This window comes from Thermoactinomyces sp. CICC 10521, assembly GCF_016055135.1.
Lineage (GTDB): Bacteria > Bacillota > Bacilli > Thermoactinomycetales > Thermoactinomycetaceae > Thermoactinomyces_A > Thermoactinomyces_A daqus.
In genome coordinates this window covers 47,796-63,045 of the sequence record NZ_JAECVZ010000015.1, presented here as the reverse complement: position 1 = coordinate 63,045, position 15,250 = coordinate 47,796, and the positions used below count along the sequence as shown (strand labels likewise).

The following is a 15,250-nucleotide window of genomic DNA, read 5'->3' as shown; positions in this document are numbered from 1 at the left end:
GCATCTTTTCGGTCCTGGATGTAATCTATACGCAAAATGGGAAGGGAAGAGGGGACTTTCTCAGGTGTTTTTTCCGTTTTCCTTGACCCAGGCAGTGACCGTTTCCCAAAACTTTTTGGCTGCCGGAGAGAGTGAATCCCTTGAGGTGGTGGCAATTCCGATGGTTCGATATATTTCTTCCCCCATTAAAACACGGTGAACGCCGGTCATGTCGAGGGGGAGGGTCATCTCCGGCAAAATGCTGATTCCCAGTCCTGCCCGTACCATGGCCACGATGGCCTCATCGTTCTCCATTTCAAAACGGATATTGGGTTGCACATTTTTTTCCCGGAACAGTTTTTTGATATGAAGATCGCAACCTTTTTTGGGCAGAATGAAAGGCTCTGCCGCAATTTGTTCAATGGCAGGGGAGGGATGGAGGTGCAAAGGGTGGCCGGCCGGAAGAAGAAGCACCAAACAGTCGTTTTTCAACATTTCCATATCGTAATCCGTTTGCTCTTTGCTAACCGGGATAAAGCCGAGATCGACAGCCCCCGTCCGGATCTGCTTTTCCACTTCGTCATAACCGCCTTCATGCAGTTTCACTTCGATCTCAGGGTATCGGCTTTGAAACTGGTTCAGGATCGGGGGGAGCCACTTGGTGGAAACACTGGGAAAGGTACCGACCCGAACGATTCCCGTTTGCAAACCGGTGAGTTGGGCTGCTTCTTGTTTCATTTGTTCCGTCGCTCGCAAAATTTGCCGGATATAGCCAAGCATGCGCTCCCCGTTCGGCGTCACTTGAATTCCCGCGCGGCTGCGATGAATCAGCAGAAAACCGAGTTCAGACTCCAGCCCTGCAAGCGCGTGACTTACGGCAGATTGGGACAATCCCAGTTCTTCCCCTGCTTTGGTGAAACTCCCAGTTTGTGCGACTTTCAGAAAGACTTCCATTTGCGCGAGTGTCAATTCCGTTCTCTCCCTTTTTAAGAATCAATTTTATTCATGTATATCATTATAACAATTCATTTTACTAATGAAAAAGAAAGCGTTATGCTGGAATTGCACGGGAAACGATCAGTGAAAGGAGAAGGAAAATGAAGGCTTTAAATTATATTCTCGTTGATGTGTTCACCAATCAAAAATTCGGAGGAAACCCCTTGGCCGTGTTTGAAGAAACAGGACCGTTGGACCCGGGTCTGATGCAAAAAATTGCGAATGAATTAAATTTGTCCGAGACCGTCTTTGTCTTCCCGCCCACGAAACCGGGAAACACAAAAAGAATCAGAATCTTTACGCCGCGGATGGAATTGCCCGTAGCTGGTCATCCCACAGTGGGAACAGCATTTTTATTGGGACATGAAAACTGGACAGTGACCCGGGAGGGGGTCAACGAATGGATTCTGGAGGAAGAAGTGGAAGATATTCAAGTCTACGTTCATAAAGAGCAAGGCAAGATGACTCGAGCCGGAATGAAACAACCGATCCCCGCGTTTGGCGATGTGTTTTCCGATCGGGAAAAAGCCGCCTGGCTTCTTTCTCTGTCGCCGGGGGACTTGCATGCTGATTTGCCCGTTCAGACCGTTTCTTCGGGAGTCCCGTTTCTCTATATCCCCGTTCGTTCGCTCGAGGCTATGAAAAAAATCAAATTCCGCAACGATGTGTGGAAACAATGGTTCGCTGACCGTCCCGAAACGCAGCACATTTATGCTTTTACCCTGGAAACGGTCAATCCCGATTTCCACGTGCATGGCCGCATGTTTGCCCCCGCGATGGGAATTATGGAGGACCCGGCCACAGGAAATGCCAACGGACCTTTGGGGGCTTATCTTATTCAACATTCTCTCGTACCGGCCAAGGAAACCGGATTGTATGAAATCCGCAGCGAGCAAGGCATCGAAATGGGGCGTCCCAGTTTCATCGACATCAGGATTCGGAAAAAAGGGGATGCATTTGAAGAGGTTAGATTGGGCGGAGCCTGCGTGAAAGTGGGGGAAGGGAGAATATTTGTCTGATCTTCGCGTGATATCCCTTCTCCACGGTAAATGGAAAAACGTGCCTTCCCAGGAATCGTAATTTTCGGAACCTTTATTCGGGGCTCGCCCTTCTTGCGAAGGAGAATCGTTCAGACGATGAACAAGCGCCTCACCGAGAAATCCTGGGGAGGCGCTTGTTCATCGTCTGTTCTTTTCGCAATCCGGGGTGCCTGCGTTCGCTTATCAATCCAAGGTATCGATCCAAGCGTCGACAGTCATGACTTCCGCTTGTCGTGGGAACACTTTCTCGATGAGAACACGGTGAACTTCAGGATCGGAATCGAGACAGGCATCCGAAAGCACAGTAAGTGCAAAGTCTTTATCTGCTGCTTCCCGCAATGTCGAAAGAACCACACCACTCGTGGCAATGCCGCTGAGAATCAGTTTGTTGATTTGGCGGGATCGGAGAATCACCTCAAGGTCACTTCCGGAAAATGCACTGACGCGAAGCTTGGTGACAACCGGCTCGTCTGGTTGGGGGTTCAGGGATTCGTGAATTTGCGTCGCCGTGTCTGAGAGAGTCATTCCGCCAAAATTGGAAATCGCTGAGAACGTCTTGTTTCTCGGGCTGATCTCGGGGTATCCTTCGCGGAATGCGACTCGGACAAAAATAACCGGAATGGAGTGCCGGCGTGCGGCTTCCACGGCTTTCCGGAACGGCAGCAGCGCGTTCTCATTTTCTGCGAATCGCGAGACAATGCCGTTTTGTATATCCATGACCAACAGTGCAGCTTTGTCATGATTCTGCATGTGTTGTTCACTCCTGTTCATTATGTTAGTATTAAGCGGAGAATTCTCCATTTAATATTAACCGGAGAACTCTCCACTTGTAAAGCTGGATTTTGGGAAGTGGTGGTACAGTGAATGATGCAGACGCCATCCGCTCTCGTTCTGAACGCCGCGATGCCGCCGAAAATCGTCAGCGTATCCTGAAGGCGGCAATCAGGCTGTTTGAGCAATATGGTGTCGAACAAGTCAGTATGAATCAAATTGCCACAGAAGCGAAGATCGGGTCGGGAACGCTCTATCGCCGGTATAGAAACAAAGGTGAAATCTGCCTGGATTTAATTAAAGACCAAATTTGTCTGCTTTTTGAAGATATTGAAGCTTATTTGCAAGAGAACGGCACAGAGCCGCCTGACCGACGATTGAAAGGGATTCTCGGCTTATTTATCCGTTTTCGCGAGAAAAAAGCACAATTGCTTAAAGGAGTAGAGAACTTTGCGACAGCCAAACCGCCCCGGTATCGAATGCAGAATCCTCTGTATAACCAGATGCATGAAATACTCGTCCGGCTGTTTGACGAGATGGCCGAAAATAAGCAGTCCCAACCCGATAGTGTTTTCAGGGCCGATCTGTTGCTGACGGCATTAAGCAGTGATTCCTATTTATTTCAAAGAGACGTGCGTGGGCATTCGCCTGAGAAGATACTGGAACAGCTCTGTTTAACCTTTATTACTCCTGAGTGAGAGCGTGTTTTTCAAAATGGGATGTTCTCCTCCGGTTCCGTTTTTTCCATACGAATCTCGATGTTGCAGGGAAGGATTTTTGCTGGCCGGGGCGTGGGAGACATCCTTTTTCCCTCCCCTCCTTCTTCATGATCAGTCAGTGGAGTTTTCCCTGACTCGCCAGGTCGTTTGACAAATTCCAATTAAACCGGGTTGGATTTATGCATAATTGTATAAATTGACGAGAAATTAGAGTGTATTTCTGTGCATTTTGTATGATAAAATATCGTTTTCTTTTTGTTATGATGGTTTATGGGATGAGAAAGGGATAGAATCACCGGGCTTTCTTTCCGGGCCTCAGACGCTTTTCTTCATTACTGTCTGAATTATAGGAATTAAAAGAGGATCAAATGCAAATGAGGTGATGGAATGAGCATGATTGTAAAAGGGGATCGCCTGCCCAGTTTCGTGGGGGGAAAGTGGTGCACGTCCAATACCCGGGATGTGTTGCCTGTTCCCAATCCGGCAACGGAGGAAGTGCTCGCTCTGGTTCCTCTTTCCGGGACTGCTGAAGTGGATGCGGCAGTCCGGTCAGCACAGGAAGCTTTTTTGGCCTGGAGAGAAACTCCTGTTACGGAACGGGTACGAATCCTCCTGAAATTCAGGGAATTGCTGGTACAACATCTGGACACTCTTTCACGGACGTTGACGGAAGAGAACGGCAAAACCTTGAATGAAGCGAAAGCGGAGATCTGGCGGGGAATCGAAGTGGTGGAATTTGCCGCCGGGATGCCTTCCTTGATGAAGGGAGAGGTGACTCCCCAGGTTTCCCGCGGGATTGATATGGAAATGGTGCGTGATCCCGTGGGAGTGGTGGCGGGAATTACCCCGTTCAACTTTCCGGTGATGGTGCCTCTGTGGATGGTTCCCTTGGCGTTGGCGGCCGGTAACACCTTTGTTCTCAAACCCTCCGAACGCACGCCTTTGTCTGCGGTCCGCCTGGTGGAACTGGCGGTCGAAGCAGGTCTGCCCGAAGGGGTCTTCAATCTCGTTCACGGGGGAAAAGAGGCGGTCGATGCGTTGCTCTGCCATCCGGGAGTGGACGCGGTATCTTTCGTAGGGTCACAGCCGGTGGCGGAACATGTCTACAAGACGGCGGCAGCACACGGAAAACGGGTGCAGGCTCTGGCCGGAGCGAAAAACTGCCATATCGTCCATGAAGATGCCAACATGGAAGGAGCCGTGCAGTCCATCACCGGGTCGGCGTTCGGTTGTGCCGGGCAGCGATGCATGGCCGGGAGTGTAGTGGTGGTACTCGAATCGGTCGCGGATCGTTTTCTGAAGGACCTTGTTGCAGCGGCCGAACGCGTCCGGGTGGGGAACGGATTGGAGGAAGGTACCGAGCAAGGTCCCCTGATCCGGGATGAACATCGGAAAAAAGTGCTGGAGCGGATCGAACAAGGGCTGAAAGAAGGCGCGGTAATGCTCCGGGACGGCCGGAACCTGGTGGATCAGATGGACAGAGGGTTTTTCCTTGGGCCGACGATTTTGGACCGGGTTCGGCCGGAGATGACAGTGTTCCGGGAAGAGCTTTTTGCCCCTGTGCTAAGTGTGATTCGGGTGAAGGATCTGGACGAAGCGATTCGGGTGGTGAACCGTTCCCGCTTTGGCAATGCTGCCGTCCTTTACACAGAAAGCGGAAAGGCTGCCCGCCGGTTCCGGGAGCGGGTTCAGGCGGGAATGCTTGGAATCAATGTAGGTGTACCGGTTCCTGCTGCTTTTTATCCCTTCAGCGGTTGGAAGCAGTCTTTCTACGGTGATCTGCATGCCAACGGGAAAGATGCAGTGGAATTCTACACCCGGAAGAAAGTGGTCACATCCCGATGGTTTGGATAATAGCAGGTGTTCTTGAAGAACGGTTGCCATTATCGCCTTGAGCGGAGAGGAGAAGGCAAGATGGAGAATTATTCTTCCCGACCTGCGAAAGCGTTGGGGAAAGAAGAGCGGGAACGTTGGCTCGACAAGGATCGTCAGTATGTCTGGCATCAGATGCAACCCTATGCTTCCAGCCTGAATCCTTTGGTGATCACGCAAGGGGATGGGGCATGGGTGATTGATCTGGAAGGGAATCGTTATCTGGATGCGATGTCGGGCTTGTGGTGTGTCAATCTGGGGTATTCTGAGCACGAATTGGCGCAGGCAGCTTATGAGCAGCTTTGCCGGATGCCTTATTATCCTTTGACGCAAAGCCACCTTCCGGCGATCGCTCTGAGCGAGAAACTGAACGAGTGGCTGGGTGGGCCTTACCGTATTTTCTACTCCAACAGCGGCTCGGAAGCAAACGAGGCGGCTTTCAAGATCGTTCGCCAATATCATGCCCAAAACGGCCAGCCAACCCGTTGGAAGTTCATTTCCCGTTACCGGGCCTATCACGGGAATTCCTTCGGGGCATTGGCCGCTACGGGTCAGGCTGTGCGAAAACAGAATTACGAACCCCTCTCCCCGGGATTTGTCCATGTTCCCCCGCCGTATTGCTACCGTTGTCCTTTCGGGAAGACGCAGGAATCCTGCCGCCTTGAGTGTGCCTCCATCATTGAAGAGGTGATTCGTTGGGAAGGTCCGGACACGGTGGCGGCAGTGATCATGGAGCCGGTGATTACCGGAGGTGGTGTGATCGTTCCGCCCCCGGAGTACATGAAACAGGTTCGGGAGATTTGCGACCGATACGGGGTGCTGTTGATCGTGGACGAGGTGATTTGTGGTTTTGGGCGGTCAGGGCGCCGGTTCGGTCATCAAAACTTCGGGATCCGGCCGGATGTGGTCACCATGGCCAAAGGAATTACGAGTGCCTATTTACCTCTGTCGGCGACAGCGGTCTGGGCCGAATTGTTTGATGCGTTCAAGGAAGATCATCCTTACGCTCATTTCCGGCATGTCAATACCTTTGGGGGGAATGCAACAGCCTGTGCGCTTTCCCTGAAAACACTGGAATTGATGGATGAACGGAAGCTGGTGGAACGAAGCCGGGAATTGGGAGAAAAACTGCAAGCGTTGTTAAAGCCTCTTTGGGATCATGACAATGTCGGGGATATGCGTTTCTTTGGTTTCATGGCCGGAATTGAATTGGTCGGGAACCGTAAAGACAAAAAACCGGCTTCTGCCGAATTCGTCGGACGCGTCATTGCCGCTTGCAAAAAGAGAGGGGTGCTGATCGGAAAAAACAGCGATACCGTACCGGAAATGAACAACGTGTTAACCTTGTCTCCTCCCCTGATCATCAGCGACCGGGATCTGGAATTTTTGGCCCGGGTGGTGATCGAGTCGGTCCAAGAGGCCGGTGCCTCCGGTTAAGCCGAGTCTGTCTGTGCGAGCCATGAAATGGATGGAGGAGATCCGATGAAGTCGCAAACTGAGAAAGACGGCATTGTCACGCTGACCGGCGATATGGCCCGGCAACTGAGTGATAGCCCGCTGTGGAATGAGGATCTTCGCCCCACAACCCGCAAGGAGCACCATTGGACTGCATGGAACTTTGCCGCTTTGTGGATCAGCATGTGCCTTTGCATCCCCGCTTATGCCCTGGCGGGAGGCATGATCTCGCTGGGAATGAACTGGTGGCAGGCTGTCCTCACCGTCTTGATCGGCAATCTTATCGTCTTGATCCCCATTTTGTTAAACGCCCATGCCGGAACCAAGTTCGGCATTCCCTATCCTGTATATGCCCGGTTATGGTTTGGATCAAGAGGGGCGCACATTCCCGCGCTGGCCAGAGCCTTGATCGCCGCGGGCTGGTTTGGGATCAACTGCTGGATCGGGACAACGGCGATCGACGGATTGCTTCAGGCGGTTTTTAAAGGTTGGAAGGAGGTGCCCGGGCATACCCCGCTCGTTTTCCTCATCTTTTGGGGATTGAACGTCTTCGTGGCCTACAAGGGACCGGAGAGCATCAAGAATCTGATGCGGTTTTCGGCACCGCTGTTGATGGTCGCGGTGATGGGACTGTTCATCTGGGCGGTGATAAAAGCGGGCGGGTTCGGGCCGATGCTCTCCGCTCAGTCGAAACTGAACACTCCGGGAGAGTTTTTGAAGGTGTTTTTTCCGTCCCTGATGGGGTGTATCGCTTTTTGGGCCACCATGGCGTTGAACATTCCCGATTTCTGCCGCTACGCCAAAAGTCAAAAGGCGCAAGTGGTCGGGCAGTCCCTCTCGCTTCCGTTGACCATGGGGGTATTTTCCTTCATTGCCATCGCCGTCACTTCGGCAACGATCGTCATTTTCGGAGAAGCGCTCTGGGATCCCGTGGCCATTCTCAACCGCTTTTCCGCTCCGGTCGTTTTGATTGGCGCCGTCATCATAACCCTTTCCAGTCTGACCATCAATGTGGGTGCCAATGTTGTGGCCCCGGCGAGAGCGATCGAGAATTTGTGGCCGCGCCGGATCACTTTTGCCACAGGCGCATTGATCACCGGCTTGCTTGGGATCGTTATTCAACCCTGGTATATCATGGAGAATTTCGGAAACTACATTTTTGGCTGGCTTGGCACCTACGGGGCGCTGCTCGGCCCGATCGACGGGATTGCCATTGCCGACTACTGGCTGGTTCGGAGGAGGCGGTTGGCGCTGGCCGAGCTTTACATGGCCCGTGGCCGCTATCACTACGCCAAGGGGGTGAACTGGAACAGCGTCATCGCTTTGCTCGTTGGGGTGGCTGTGCCGATTCTGGGCCGTTTCCTCCCGGGATGGGACTGGCTCTGGTCCAACGCGCTGGTGGTCGGACTCGTCGTGGCCGCAGTGGTCTACACCTTTCTGATGCACCGCCATGAATCGCTGGTTTCTCCTGCGGAATATGCGCGGATTACCCAAATCGAATCCCGCACCCCGACATCTGCTGTGTCCTTGCCGGAGGAGACAGAATAAGGAGGGAAAAAGCTTGTCCCAGGGAAAAAACAGCAGGTTGAGCGAACCGATCTACCGGGAACTGACCCGGATGGACGTGGTGAACGAGGCGAATCGATGTTTGTTCTGCTACGATGCTCCCTGCACCCGCGCCTGTCCCACCCATATCGATGTTCCTTCTTTTATCCGCAAGATCGCCACGGGAAATTTGAAAGGAAGTGCCCGTGTCATCATGGAAGCCAACCCCGTGGGTGCCAGCTGTGCACGGGTTTGTCCAACGGAAGAGTTATGCGAGGGGGCTTGTGTTCTTAAAGATGAAGAATCTCCCATCCGGATCGGCGATTTGCAGCGCTATGTCACAGATTGGGCCCGGCAGAACGGTGTGCAGCTGTTTCGCCCCGGACCGGCAACCGGGTACAGGGTGGCCGTGGTCGGCGGAGGGCCGGCCGGTCTTTCGGCGGCTCGTGAACTGGCACGCATGGGGCATGACGTAACGATTTTTGAGGCCAAGCCGGAACTTGGGGGGTTAAACACGTACGGCATCGTGCCTTTCCGTTTGCCCGGGGAGATCGCCCTGTGGGAGGCTGAACAGGTAGTCAAGCTGGGCGTGAACGTGCACACCGGGGTTACGGTGGGAAAAGATGTTCCTGCACAGGAATTATTGGAACGTTTCCATGCCATCGTTTTGGCTTTTGGCATGGGAACCGTGCCGCGTCTCGGCATCCCCGGCGAGGAACTGGAGGGTGTGTGGGATGCGATCGATTTCATTGAGCGGGTCAAAACAGGGGATGGTGTCGGGGAAATCGGGAAGCGGGTGGTCGTTGTCGGGGCCGGAAACACCGCGATTGATGCGGCAACATGTTGCAAGCGTATGGGTGCGGAACAGGTGACCATGTTTTATCGCAGGACGGAAGCGGAAATGACAGCCTATCCTTTTGAGTATGAATTTGCCAAACAGGAAGGCGTGGAGTTCCGCTGGCTCTCTGTTCCCCGGCGGATTCTCGGAGAAAACGGCCGTGTCAGTGCAGTGGAGTTTATTTGCATGCGACTCGACGCACCGGATCATTCCGGACGCCCCCGACCGGTGCCGGTTCCCGGAACGCAATTCACAGTGGAAGTGGATACGGTGATCCGGGCGATTGGCCAGTCGCGCCTGACCCGGTTGCTGAACGAACTCCGGATCAAATGCCGGAACGGCGTGGTTCAGGTGGATGAATGTTTCCGGACAAACCGGGCCAACATTTTCGCCGCCGGTGACTGCACCTTTGAGCGGGGCAAAGGGGAGGCGATGGTGGTCGAGGCAGCGGAGCAGGGAAAAATCGTGGCCCGGAGCGTTCACCAGTACCTGAAGCAAGTCAAGAAGGTTTAATCTGCGGGGAGGTGTTCCGAGATGGCCGATCTGTCCATCGATTTGGCGGGGATTCAAAGCCCCAACCCCTTCTGGCTGGCTTCGGCTCCGCCCACCAACAGCGGTTACCAGGTGATGCGGGCCTTTGAGGCGGGCTGGGGCGGTGCGGTATGGAAAACGCTGGGTGACCCGATCGTCAATGTCTCTTCCCGGTTTGCCGCTTTCAATTTTGGCAACCGCCGCATGTTGGGAATGAACAACATCGAATTGATCACCGACCGTCCGCTGGAAGACAATCTGAAGGAGATCCGGGAAGTGAAGCGAAAATTTCCCGACCGAACCATCGTCGCTTCTCTCATGATGGAACCAAAGAGAGAGCGGTGGCACGAGCTGGTAAAACGGGTTCAAGATGTCGGCGTGGATGGATTTGAACTTAATTTCGGCTGTCCCCACGGCATGTCGGAAAGAGGAATGGGATCGGCTGTCGGCCAGGTTCCCGATCTCGTCCGGCAAAATACCGAATGGGTCAAAGAAGTGGCCGAGGTCCCGCTCATCGTCAAGCTGACCCCCAACATCACCGATATCCGTCACACCGCCCGGGCAGCGGTGCAGGGCGGAGCTGATGCCGTCAGCATGATCAACACCATCAACAGCCTGATGGGAGTGGATTTAACGACCTGGAATCCGATCCCCCATGTCGACGGAAAAGGTGCCCACGGGGGTTATTGCGGTCCCGCCGTTAAACCGATTGCCCTCCATATGGTGGCGGATTGTGCACGGGATCCGGATATAGGCGTGCCGATTTCAGGCATTGGCGGAATTTCCACTTGGCAGGACGTGGTCGAATTTCTGCTGATGGGTGCGACGGGCGTGCAGGTGTGCACCGCGGTCATGCACCACGGGTTCCGGATCGTGGAAGATATGATCGATGGGTTGAACAACTATCTCGATGAGAGGGGGCTCTCTTCGGTCAGCGAACTGATCGGCAAATCCGTCCATCGCTACACGGAATGGGGAAATCTCAATCTGGAGTATAAAGTGGTGGCGAGGATCGATCCGGATGTCTGTATCCATTGCAACAAATGCTATATTGCCTGCGAGGATACAGCTCATCAATGTATCGACCGGATTGAACGGGAGTCTGGTCCGCCTCGACTGGTCGTCCGGGAGGAAGATTGCGTGGGCTGTAACCTTTGTTCAATGGTTTGTCCAGTGGATGGTTGCATCACGATGGTTGAAGTGGAGACCGGAAGACCGCCGCAAACATGGCGGGAACGGGCAATGGAAGGCGGAAACCAATAACCAGCGGGAGGTTCGCTTTATGGGTACATTGATCCGGGGCGGAACGATTGTAACCGCCAGCGACGTGATGACCGCCGACGTCCTGATTGAAAACGGCAAGATTACCCACATCGGAGAACGGATTCTTTCCATTGGTCATGAGATGATCGATGCAACGGGCTGTTATCTGTTTCCGGGAGGCGTTGATCCCCACACCCATCTGGATATGCCTTTTGGCGGAACGATCACGGCGGATGATTTTCAAACGGGAACAATTGCCGCCGCTTTTGGCGGAACCACGACCATCGTGGATTTCGCTCTGCACCAAAAAGGGGACACACTGGCCAACTCCCTGCAAACCTGGCATGAGAAAGCAGAAGGAAAAGCGGCCATTGACTACAGTTTTCACATGATGGTCGGGGACATGCGGGAAGCGGTTATGAATGAGATTCCTCACTTGGTGGAAAAGGAAGGCATAATGTCCTTCAAGGTGTTCCTGGCGTACAAAAATAATCTGCAGGTGGACGATGAAACCCTGTTTCGCGTGCTGCAAAAAGCGGCCAAATGCGGAGCTCTGGTCCAGGTACACGCGGAAAACGGCGATGTGATCGATGTATTGGTGAAAGACGCTCTGGCCAAAGGAAAAACCGAACCCAAATACCATGCTTTGACGCGGCCGCCCGAAGCGGAAGGGGAGGCGACGGCACGGGCCATTCGCCTGGCGGAGATTGCCGGTGCTCCCTTGTATATCGTTCACGTCACCTGCGCCCAAGCGTCGGATGCCATCAGTGAAGCGAGAAAGCGGGGGTTGCCGATTTACGGGGAAACCTGTCCGCAGTACTTGGTCTGCGATGTTTCGGATTATGAACGTCCCGGTTTCGAGGGGGCTAAATACGTAATGTCCCCGCCGCTCAGGGAGAAATGGCACCAGGAAGTACTTTGGAACCGGCTTCGGAATCTCGAATTGCAAGTGCTTGGATCAGACCAGTGTTCCTTCAATTTCAAGGGACAAAAAGAACTGGGGCGGAACGACTTCACCAAAATCCCCAACGGAGCCCCCACCATTGAGAACCGCATGTCGATTCTTTACCACTGTGGAGTGAACGAAGGGCGAATCGGCCTGACGAAATTTGTTGCTCTCACTTCCACCAATGCGGCAAAACTGTTCGGTCTGTTTCCTGAAAAAGGGACGATTGCCGTAGGGAGTGACGGGGACATTGTCATTTGGGACCCTGAAACCGAGTGGACGATCTCGTCGAAAACTCACCATATGAACGTTGATTACAATCCGTTTGAAGGAATGAAGGTGAAGGGCAAACCCAAATGCGTTCTGCTCCGTGGACAGGTGATTGTCGAGCATGACCGGTTTACAGGCAAGCCGGGCATGGGGCAATTTCTCCGGGCCAAGCCGTTTTCTCAGGTCGATGTGTGAGGCAAAAAGCCGAAAAAAGAGGAAGGAGTGGGACGATGGGTTCCAAAGTCAAAATCGGTTTGATTCAAGCTCATCATCATGTGGACGGCCGGGAGCCGGTTGAGACTCACAAAAAGGCGGCCATCGAAAAACATCTTCCGTTGATCCGGCAAGCGGCGTCCAAGGGTGCACGGGTGATCTGTCTGCAAGAACTCTTTTACGGGCCTTATTTTTGCACGGAACAGAATCCCAAATGGTATGCGGCTGCGGAAAAAGTGCCCGACGGACCTACAACCCGCCTGATGCAAGAGCTGTCCAAAGAGCTTGGGGTGGTACTGATCGTTCCTTTATATGAGGAAGAATTGCCCGGCGTCTATTACAATACAGCCGCCGTGATCGACGCAGACGGCAAATTTCTGGGCAAATACCGCAAACAGCATATTCCCCAGGTACAGGCCGGTCCTGCCGGATGCGGTTTCTGGGAAAAATACTATTTCAAACCCGGTAATCTGGGTTATCCGGTGTTTGACACGGCTTTTGCCAAGGTGGGCGTCTATATCTGCTACGACCGCCATTTTCCGGAGGGAGCACGCCTGTTGGGATTAAACGGGGCGGAAATCGTGTTCAATCCCTCGGCGACAGTAGCCGGTCTTTCCGAATACCTTTGGAAGCTGGAGCAGCCGGCACATGCTGTAGCCAATGGTTATTACCTCGGGGCGATCAATCGGGTCGGCTGGGAAAAACCTTGGGATATGGGGGAGTTTTACGGACAATCGTATCTGGTGAGCCCCCGCGGTGAGTTTGTGGCAATCGGCGAACGGGATCGGGAGGAAGTGGTGATCGGGGAGATGGATCGGGAGGTAATCCGGGAAGTTCGGGACACCTGGCAGTTTTTCCGCGACCGCCGGCCTGAGACATATCGGGAAATGTTGGACCTCTTGCCCTGAAAACAAGGAAATACGGGGGCTGATCCGATTCAGCCCCCCCGATTTTTTATTTACTTATTCGATGGCTGGCATGCCGGTTTTCCTGGGATCTGAGAAAATTGCGGGCGGCCAGGGCGGTGTCCAAAGCGAGACGGCGGGAGGGTGAATCCCAGTTTTCCCCGAGAAGAGAGGAGATTTGCTCCAGCCGGTAATACAAGGTTTGCCGGTGGATAAACAGAGCCTTGGCCGTTTGCTGCTTGGACTGTCCGGAATTGAGGAATGTTTCCAGTGTATGAACCAATTCGGTTCCGTTTTCGCGGTCATAGTCCAAAAGCGGACCGATCTGGTGGCTGATGTAATCGGATAAAACAGCGGGATCCACCTGTAAAAACAACTGCCAGGTATGAAGGTCATCGTAGAAGACAAGGTGGAAAGGGCAATCAGGTGAGCGTTCGCCGTGCTTGCGGTCGGGCTTCCTTTTTGCCGCAAGGGCAGCGAACCGCGGTCGGATCTTCAGCGCCTGTTTCGCCTGTTGCCAAGCGGCGGGGGCCTCGGACAGGCTGGAAAAGATCCGGCTGATTCCGACTGTCCAGTGATATTGACAATTAAAGCAGGAGGAATCTGTTTGCCTGAACAAGTGGGTAAAACTTTCCCGGATCCGCTGAAGGAACGGAACAGGTGAGGAAGGTTGAGCATCCGCCAGCACGATGGACCACAGATCTCCATGAGAGGCAAACCATCCAAGAATGCCAAAACGCGCAAAGGTTGAATATGCACGACGCACCCATTGCAGAATGGCTATATCTTCATGAGACAGGGGACATTCTGTCGGCGAAGAGAGCGAGTGAAGATCCGTATGGACGGCGGCCAGGACGATCTTTCCGCCCGATGAGAGTACCGATGACAGAGGCGCAGGGATATCGGCCCGTCCGGAATGCAGGCAATCATCAATCCATTTTTGCACCTTTCTGAGACGGCGTTCTTCCAGGGAAAGTCGGCGAAGTAATTCCTGGGCGATGGCGATGGCTGCCTGGTCCAGAATCAGTTGGATGTATTCTTTGGCTTCCCCGCGATAGTCGAGGTACAGCTCCCCCACCTGCATGTCCAGGGCAATGATTGGCTGACGGCATGTTCCTTTTTTCAGGAACCGTTCTTTTTCGCATGACTCCGGAAAAGTGATGTCCGTTCCCCAATCGTCGCGAAGCCATACGGCGCATCCTGTTTCCTGATGCAGTAGTTTGAGGATCCCCAGAGTTCCTTGCGGCCGGAGCGTTAATTGGAGAAACCGGTTGGAAATCGCCTCCAGGGCAACGAGCCGGTGATGGTGCCGATTGATCAGACAGGCATGGATGTCCTGGGTGATCTCAATAAAGCGGACTTCTTCTTTAAAAACAATAATGGGAAAAGCACAGGTATCGGCGTATTGGAGGATGGAGCGGGGGATGTCCGTGAAGCGCTGAACCAGTTCGATGCATAATCCGGAAACTCCGCATTCCACCAACTGCTTGACGAAGTGAAACACTGACTCCTCTTTTCCGTCCAGACCGACACCGGTCGTCAGAATGAGTTCCTGCCCGTTGACAAAAGAGGCCGCATCGGAAACCTCCAACACGTGAACCCATCGGACCGGTCGGTTGAGACCGCGGGAGCCGGCCATCACTTTGGCTTTGGCAAAGGTGGGGCGTTTCAGCATATCCGCCACGGTGAAGGGCTGTTGAATTTGCATGCATTTCCCTCCCGGGTAGATTTTATTCATTTGTTTCATGCATCGGTGGTCTGCAAATGAAACTGGCGATCGCTTGCGGTGACATCAACAGGGACAAGCAAAATTGAGGGGAGCGGGACATCTTCCTTTGACAAAAGAATAAACAGGGGAATATTTTTGTGAATTTTCAATCTCAGTTTAATGCAATTCAGATCCGTGA

Annotated in this window: 12 protein-coding genes; 9 read left to right on the top strand and 3 right to left on the bottom strand. The window is 53.4% G+C overall.

The genetic code is table 11. The features are described from left to right. Positions 1 to 60 precede the first annotated feature (60 nt). Positions 61 to 948, bottom strand: a complete 888-nt coding sequence (locus I8U17_RS11565; protein ID WP_198059438.1) for a LysR family transcriptional regulator — start codon at positions 946 to 948, stop codon at positions 61 to 63. Between the two features lie 128 nt (positions 949 to 1,076). On the opposite strand from I8U17_RS11565, the gene I8U17_RS11560 reads away from it, so the two are divergent. After that, positions 1,077 to 1,994: a PhzF family phenazine biosynthesis protein gene (locus I8U17_RS11560; protein ID WP_198059437.1), complete on the top strand. Its 918-nt coding sequence runs from the start codon at positions 1,077 to 1,079 to the stop codon at positions 1,992 to 1,994. 204 nt (positions 1,995 to 2,198) lie between these two features. Here the strand turns inward: I8U17_RS11560 and I8U17_RS11555 are convergent, their stop codons facing one another. Beyond that, a complete protein-coding gene (locus tag I8U17_RS11555; protein ID WP_198056319.1) occupies positions 2,199 to 2,765 on the bottom strand; it encodes a cysteine hydrolase family protein in 567 nt (188 codons plus the stop codon). A 110-nt stretch (positions 2,766 to 2,875) separates the two neighbouring features. Here I8U17_RS11555 and I8U17_RS11550 point away from each other — a divergent pair, with 110 nt between their 5' ends. The 8 genes from I8U17_RS11550 (at position 2,876) to I8U17_RS11515 (ending at position 13,346) form a co-directional block, all read left to right on the top strand. Further along, entirely contained in the window at positions 2,876 to 3,484 is a 609-nt protein-coding gene (locus I8U17_RS11550) for a TetR/AcrR family transcriptional regulator (RefSeq protein WP_198056320.1), read from the top strand. A 408-nt stretch (positions 3,485 to 3,892) separates the two neighbouring features. Then, positions 3,893 to 5,359, top strand: a complete 1,467-nt coding sequence (locus tag I8U17_RS11545) for a CoA-acylating methylmalonate-semialdehyde dehydrogenase (RefSeq protein WP_198059436.1) — start codon at positions 3,893 to 3,895, stop codon at positions 5,357 to 5,359. A 60-nt stretch (positions 5,360 to 5,419) separates the two neighbouring features. Then, positions 5,420 to 6,814, top strand: a complete 1,395-nt coding sequence (locus I8U17_RS11540; protein WP_198059435.1) for an aspartate aminotransferase family protein — start codon at positions 5,420 to 5,422, stop codon at positions 6,812 to 6,814. Between the two features lie 45 nt (positions 6,815 to 6,859). After that, positions 6,860 to 8,380 carry an NCS1 family nucleobase:cation symporter-1 gene (locus I8U17_RS11535; RefSeq protein ID WP_198059434.1) on the top strand — a complete coding sequence of 507 codons (1,521 nt, stop codon included), beginning with the start codon at positions 6,860 to 6,862 and terminating at the stop codon, positions 8,378 to 8,380. Between the two features lie 13 nt (positions 8,381 to 8,393). Next, positions 8,394 to 9,728, top strand: a complete 1,335-nt coding sequence (locus tag I8U17_RS11530) for an NAD(P)-dependent oxidoreductase (protein WP_370589246.1) — start codon at positions 8,394 to 8,396, stop codon at positions 9,726 to 9,728. 21 nt (positions 9,729 to 9,749) lie between these two features. Then, positions 9,750 to 11,009, top strand: a complete 1,260-nt coding sequence (gene preA, locus I8U17_RS11525) for an NAD-dependent dihydropyrimidine dehydrogenase subunit PreA (RefSeq protein ID WP_198056325.1) — start codon at positions 9,750 to 9,752, stop codon at positions 11,007 to 11,009. Between the two features lie 19 nt (positions 11,010 to 11,028). Further along, positions 11,029 to 12,420, top strand: a complete 1,392-nt coding sequence (hydA, locus tag I8U17_RS11520) for a dihydropyrimidinase (protein WP_198059432.1) — start codon at positions 11,029 to 11,031, stop codon at positions 12,418 to 12,420. 35 nt (positions 12,421 to 12,455) lie between these two features. Further along, positions 12,456 to 13,346, top strand: a complete 891-nt coding sequence (locus I8U17_RS11515) for a nitrilase-related carbon-nitrogen hydrolase (protein ID WP_198059431.1) — start codon at positions 12,456 to 12,458, stop codon at positions 13,344 to 13,346. A gap of 46 nt (positions 13,347 to 13,392) precedes the next feature. Here the strand turns inward: I8U17_RS11515 and I8U17_RS11510 are convergent, their stop codons facing one another. Next, the gene (locus I8U17_RS11510; RefSeq protein ID WP_198059430.1) at positions 13,393 to 15,051 is read right to left on the bottom strand and encodes a PucR family transcriptional regulator; all 1,659 of its coding nucleotides are present in this window, start codon (positions 15,049 to 15,051) and stop codon (positions 13,393 to 13,395) included. Positions 15,052 to 15,250: the final 199 nt, after the last annotated feature.

Excerpts from the sequence above, each read along its gene's own strand:
- I8U17_RS11560 (WP_198059437.1), top strand. The coding sequence starts at position 1,077 with ATGAAGGCTTTAAATTATATTCTCGTTGATGTGTTCACCAATCAAAAA.
- I8U17_RS11555 (WP_198056319.1), bottom strand. The coding sequence starts at position 2,765 with ATGCAGAATCATGACAAAGCTGCACTGTTGGTCATGGATATACAAAAC.
- I8U17_RS11545 (WP_198059436.1), top strand. The coding sequence starts at position 3,893 with ATGAGCATGATTGTAAAAGGGGATCGCCTGCCCAGTTTCGTGGGGGGA.
- I8U17_RS11540 (WP_198059435.1), top strand. The coding sequence starts at position 5,420 with ATGGAGAATTATTCTTCCCGACCTGCGAAAGCGTTGGGGAAAGAAGAG.
- I8U17_RS11535 (WP_198059434.1), top strand. The coding sequence starts at position 6,860 with ATGAAGTCGCAAACTGAGAAAGACGGCATTGTCACGCTGACCGGCGAT.
- preA (WP_198056325.1), top strand. The coding sequence starts at position 9,750 with ATGGCCGATCTGTCCATCGATTTGGCGGGGATTCAAAGCCCCAACCCC.
- hydA (WP_198059432.1), top strand. The coding sequence starts at position 11,029 with ATGGGTACATTGATCCGGGGCGGAACGATTGTAACCGCCAGCGACGTG.
- I8U17_RS11515 (WP_198059431.1), top strand. The coding sequence starts at position 12,456 with ATGGGTTCCAAAGTCAAAATCGGTTTGATTCAAGCTCATCATCATGTG.
- I8U17_RS11510 (WP_198059430.1), bottom strand. The coding sequence starts at position 15,051 with ATGCAAATTCAACAGCCCTTCACCGTGGCGGATATGCTGAAACGCCCC.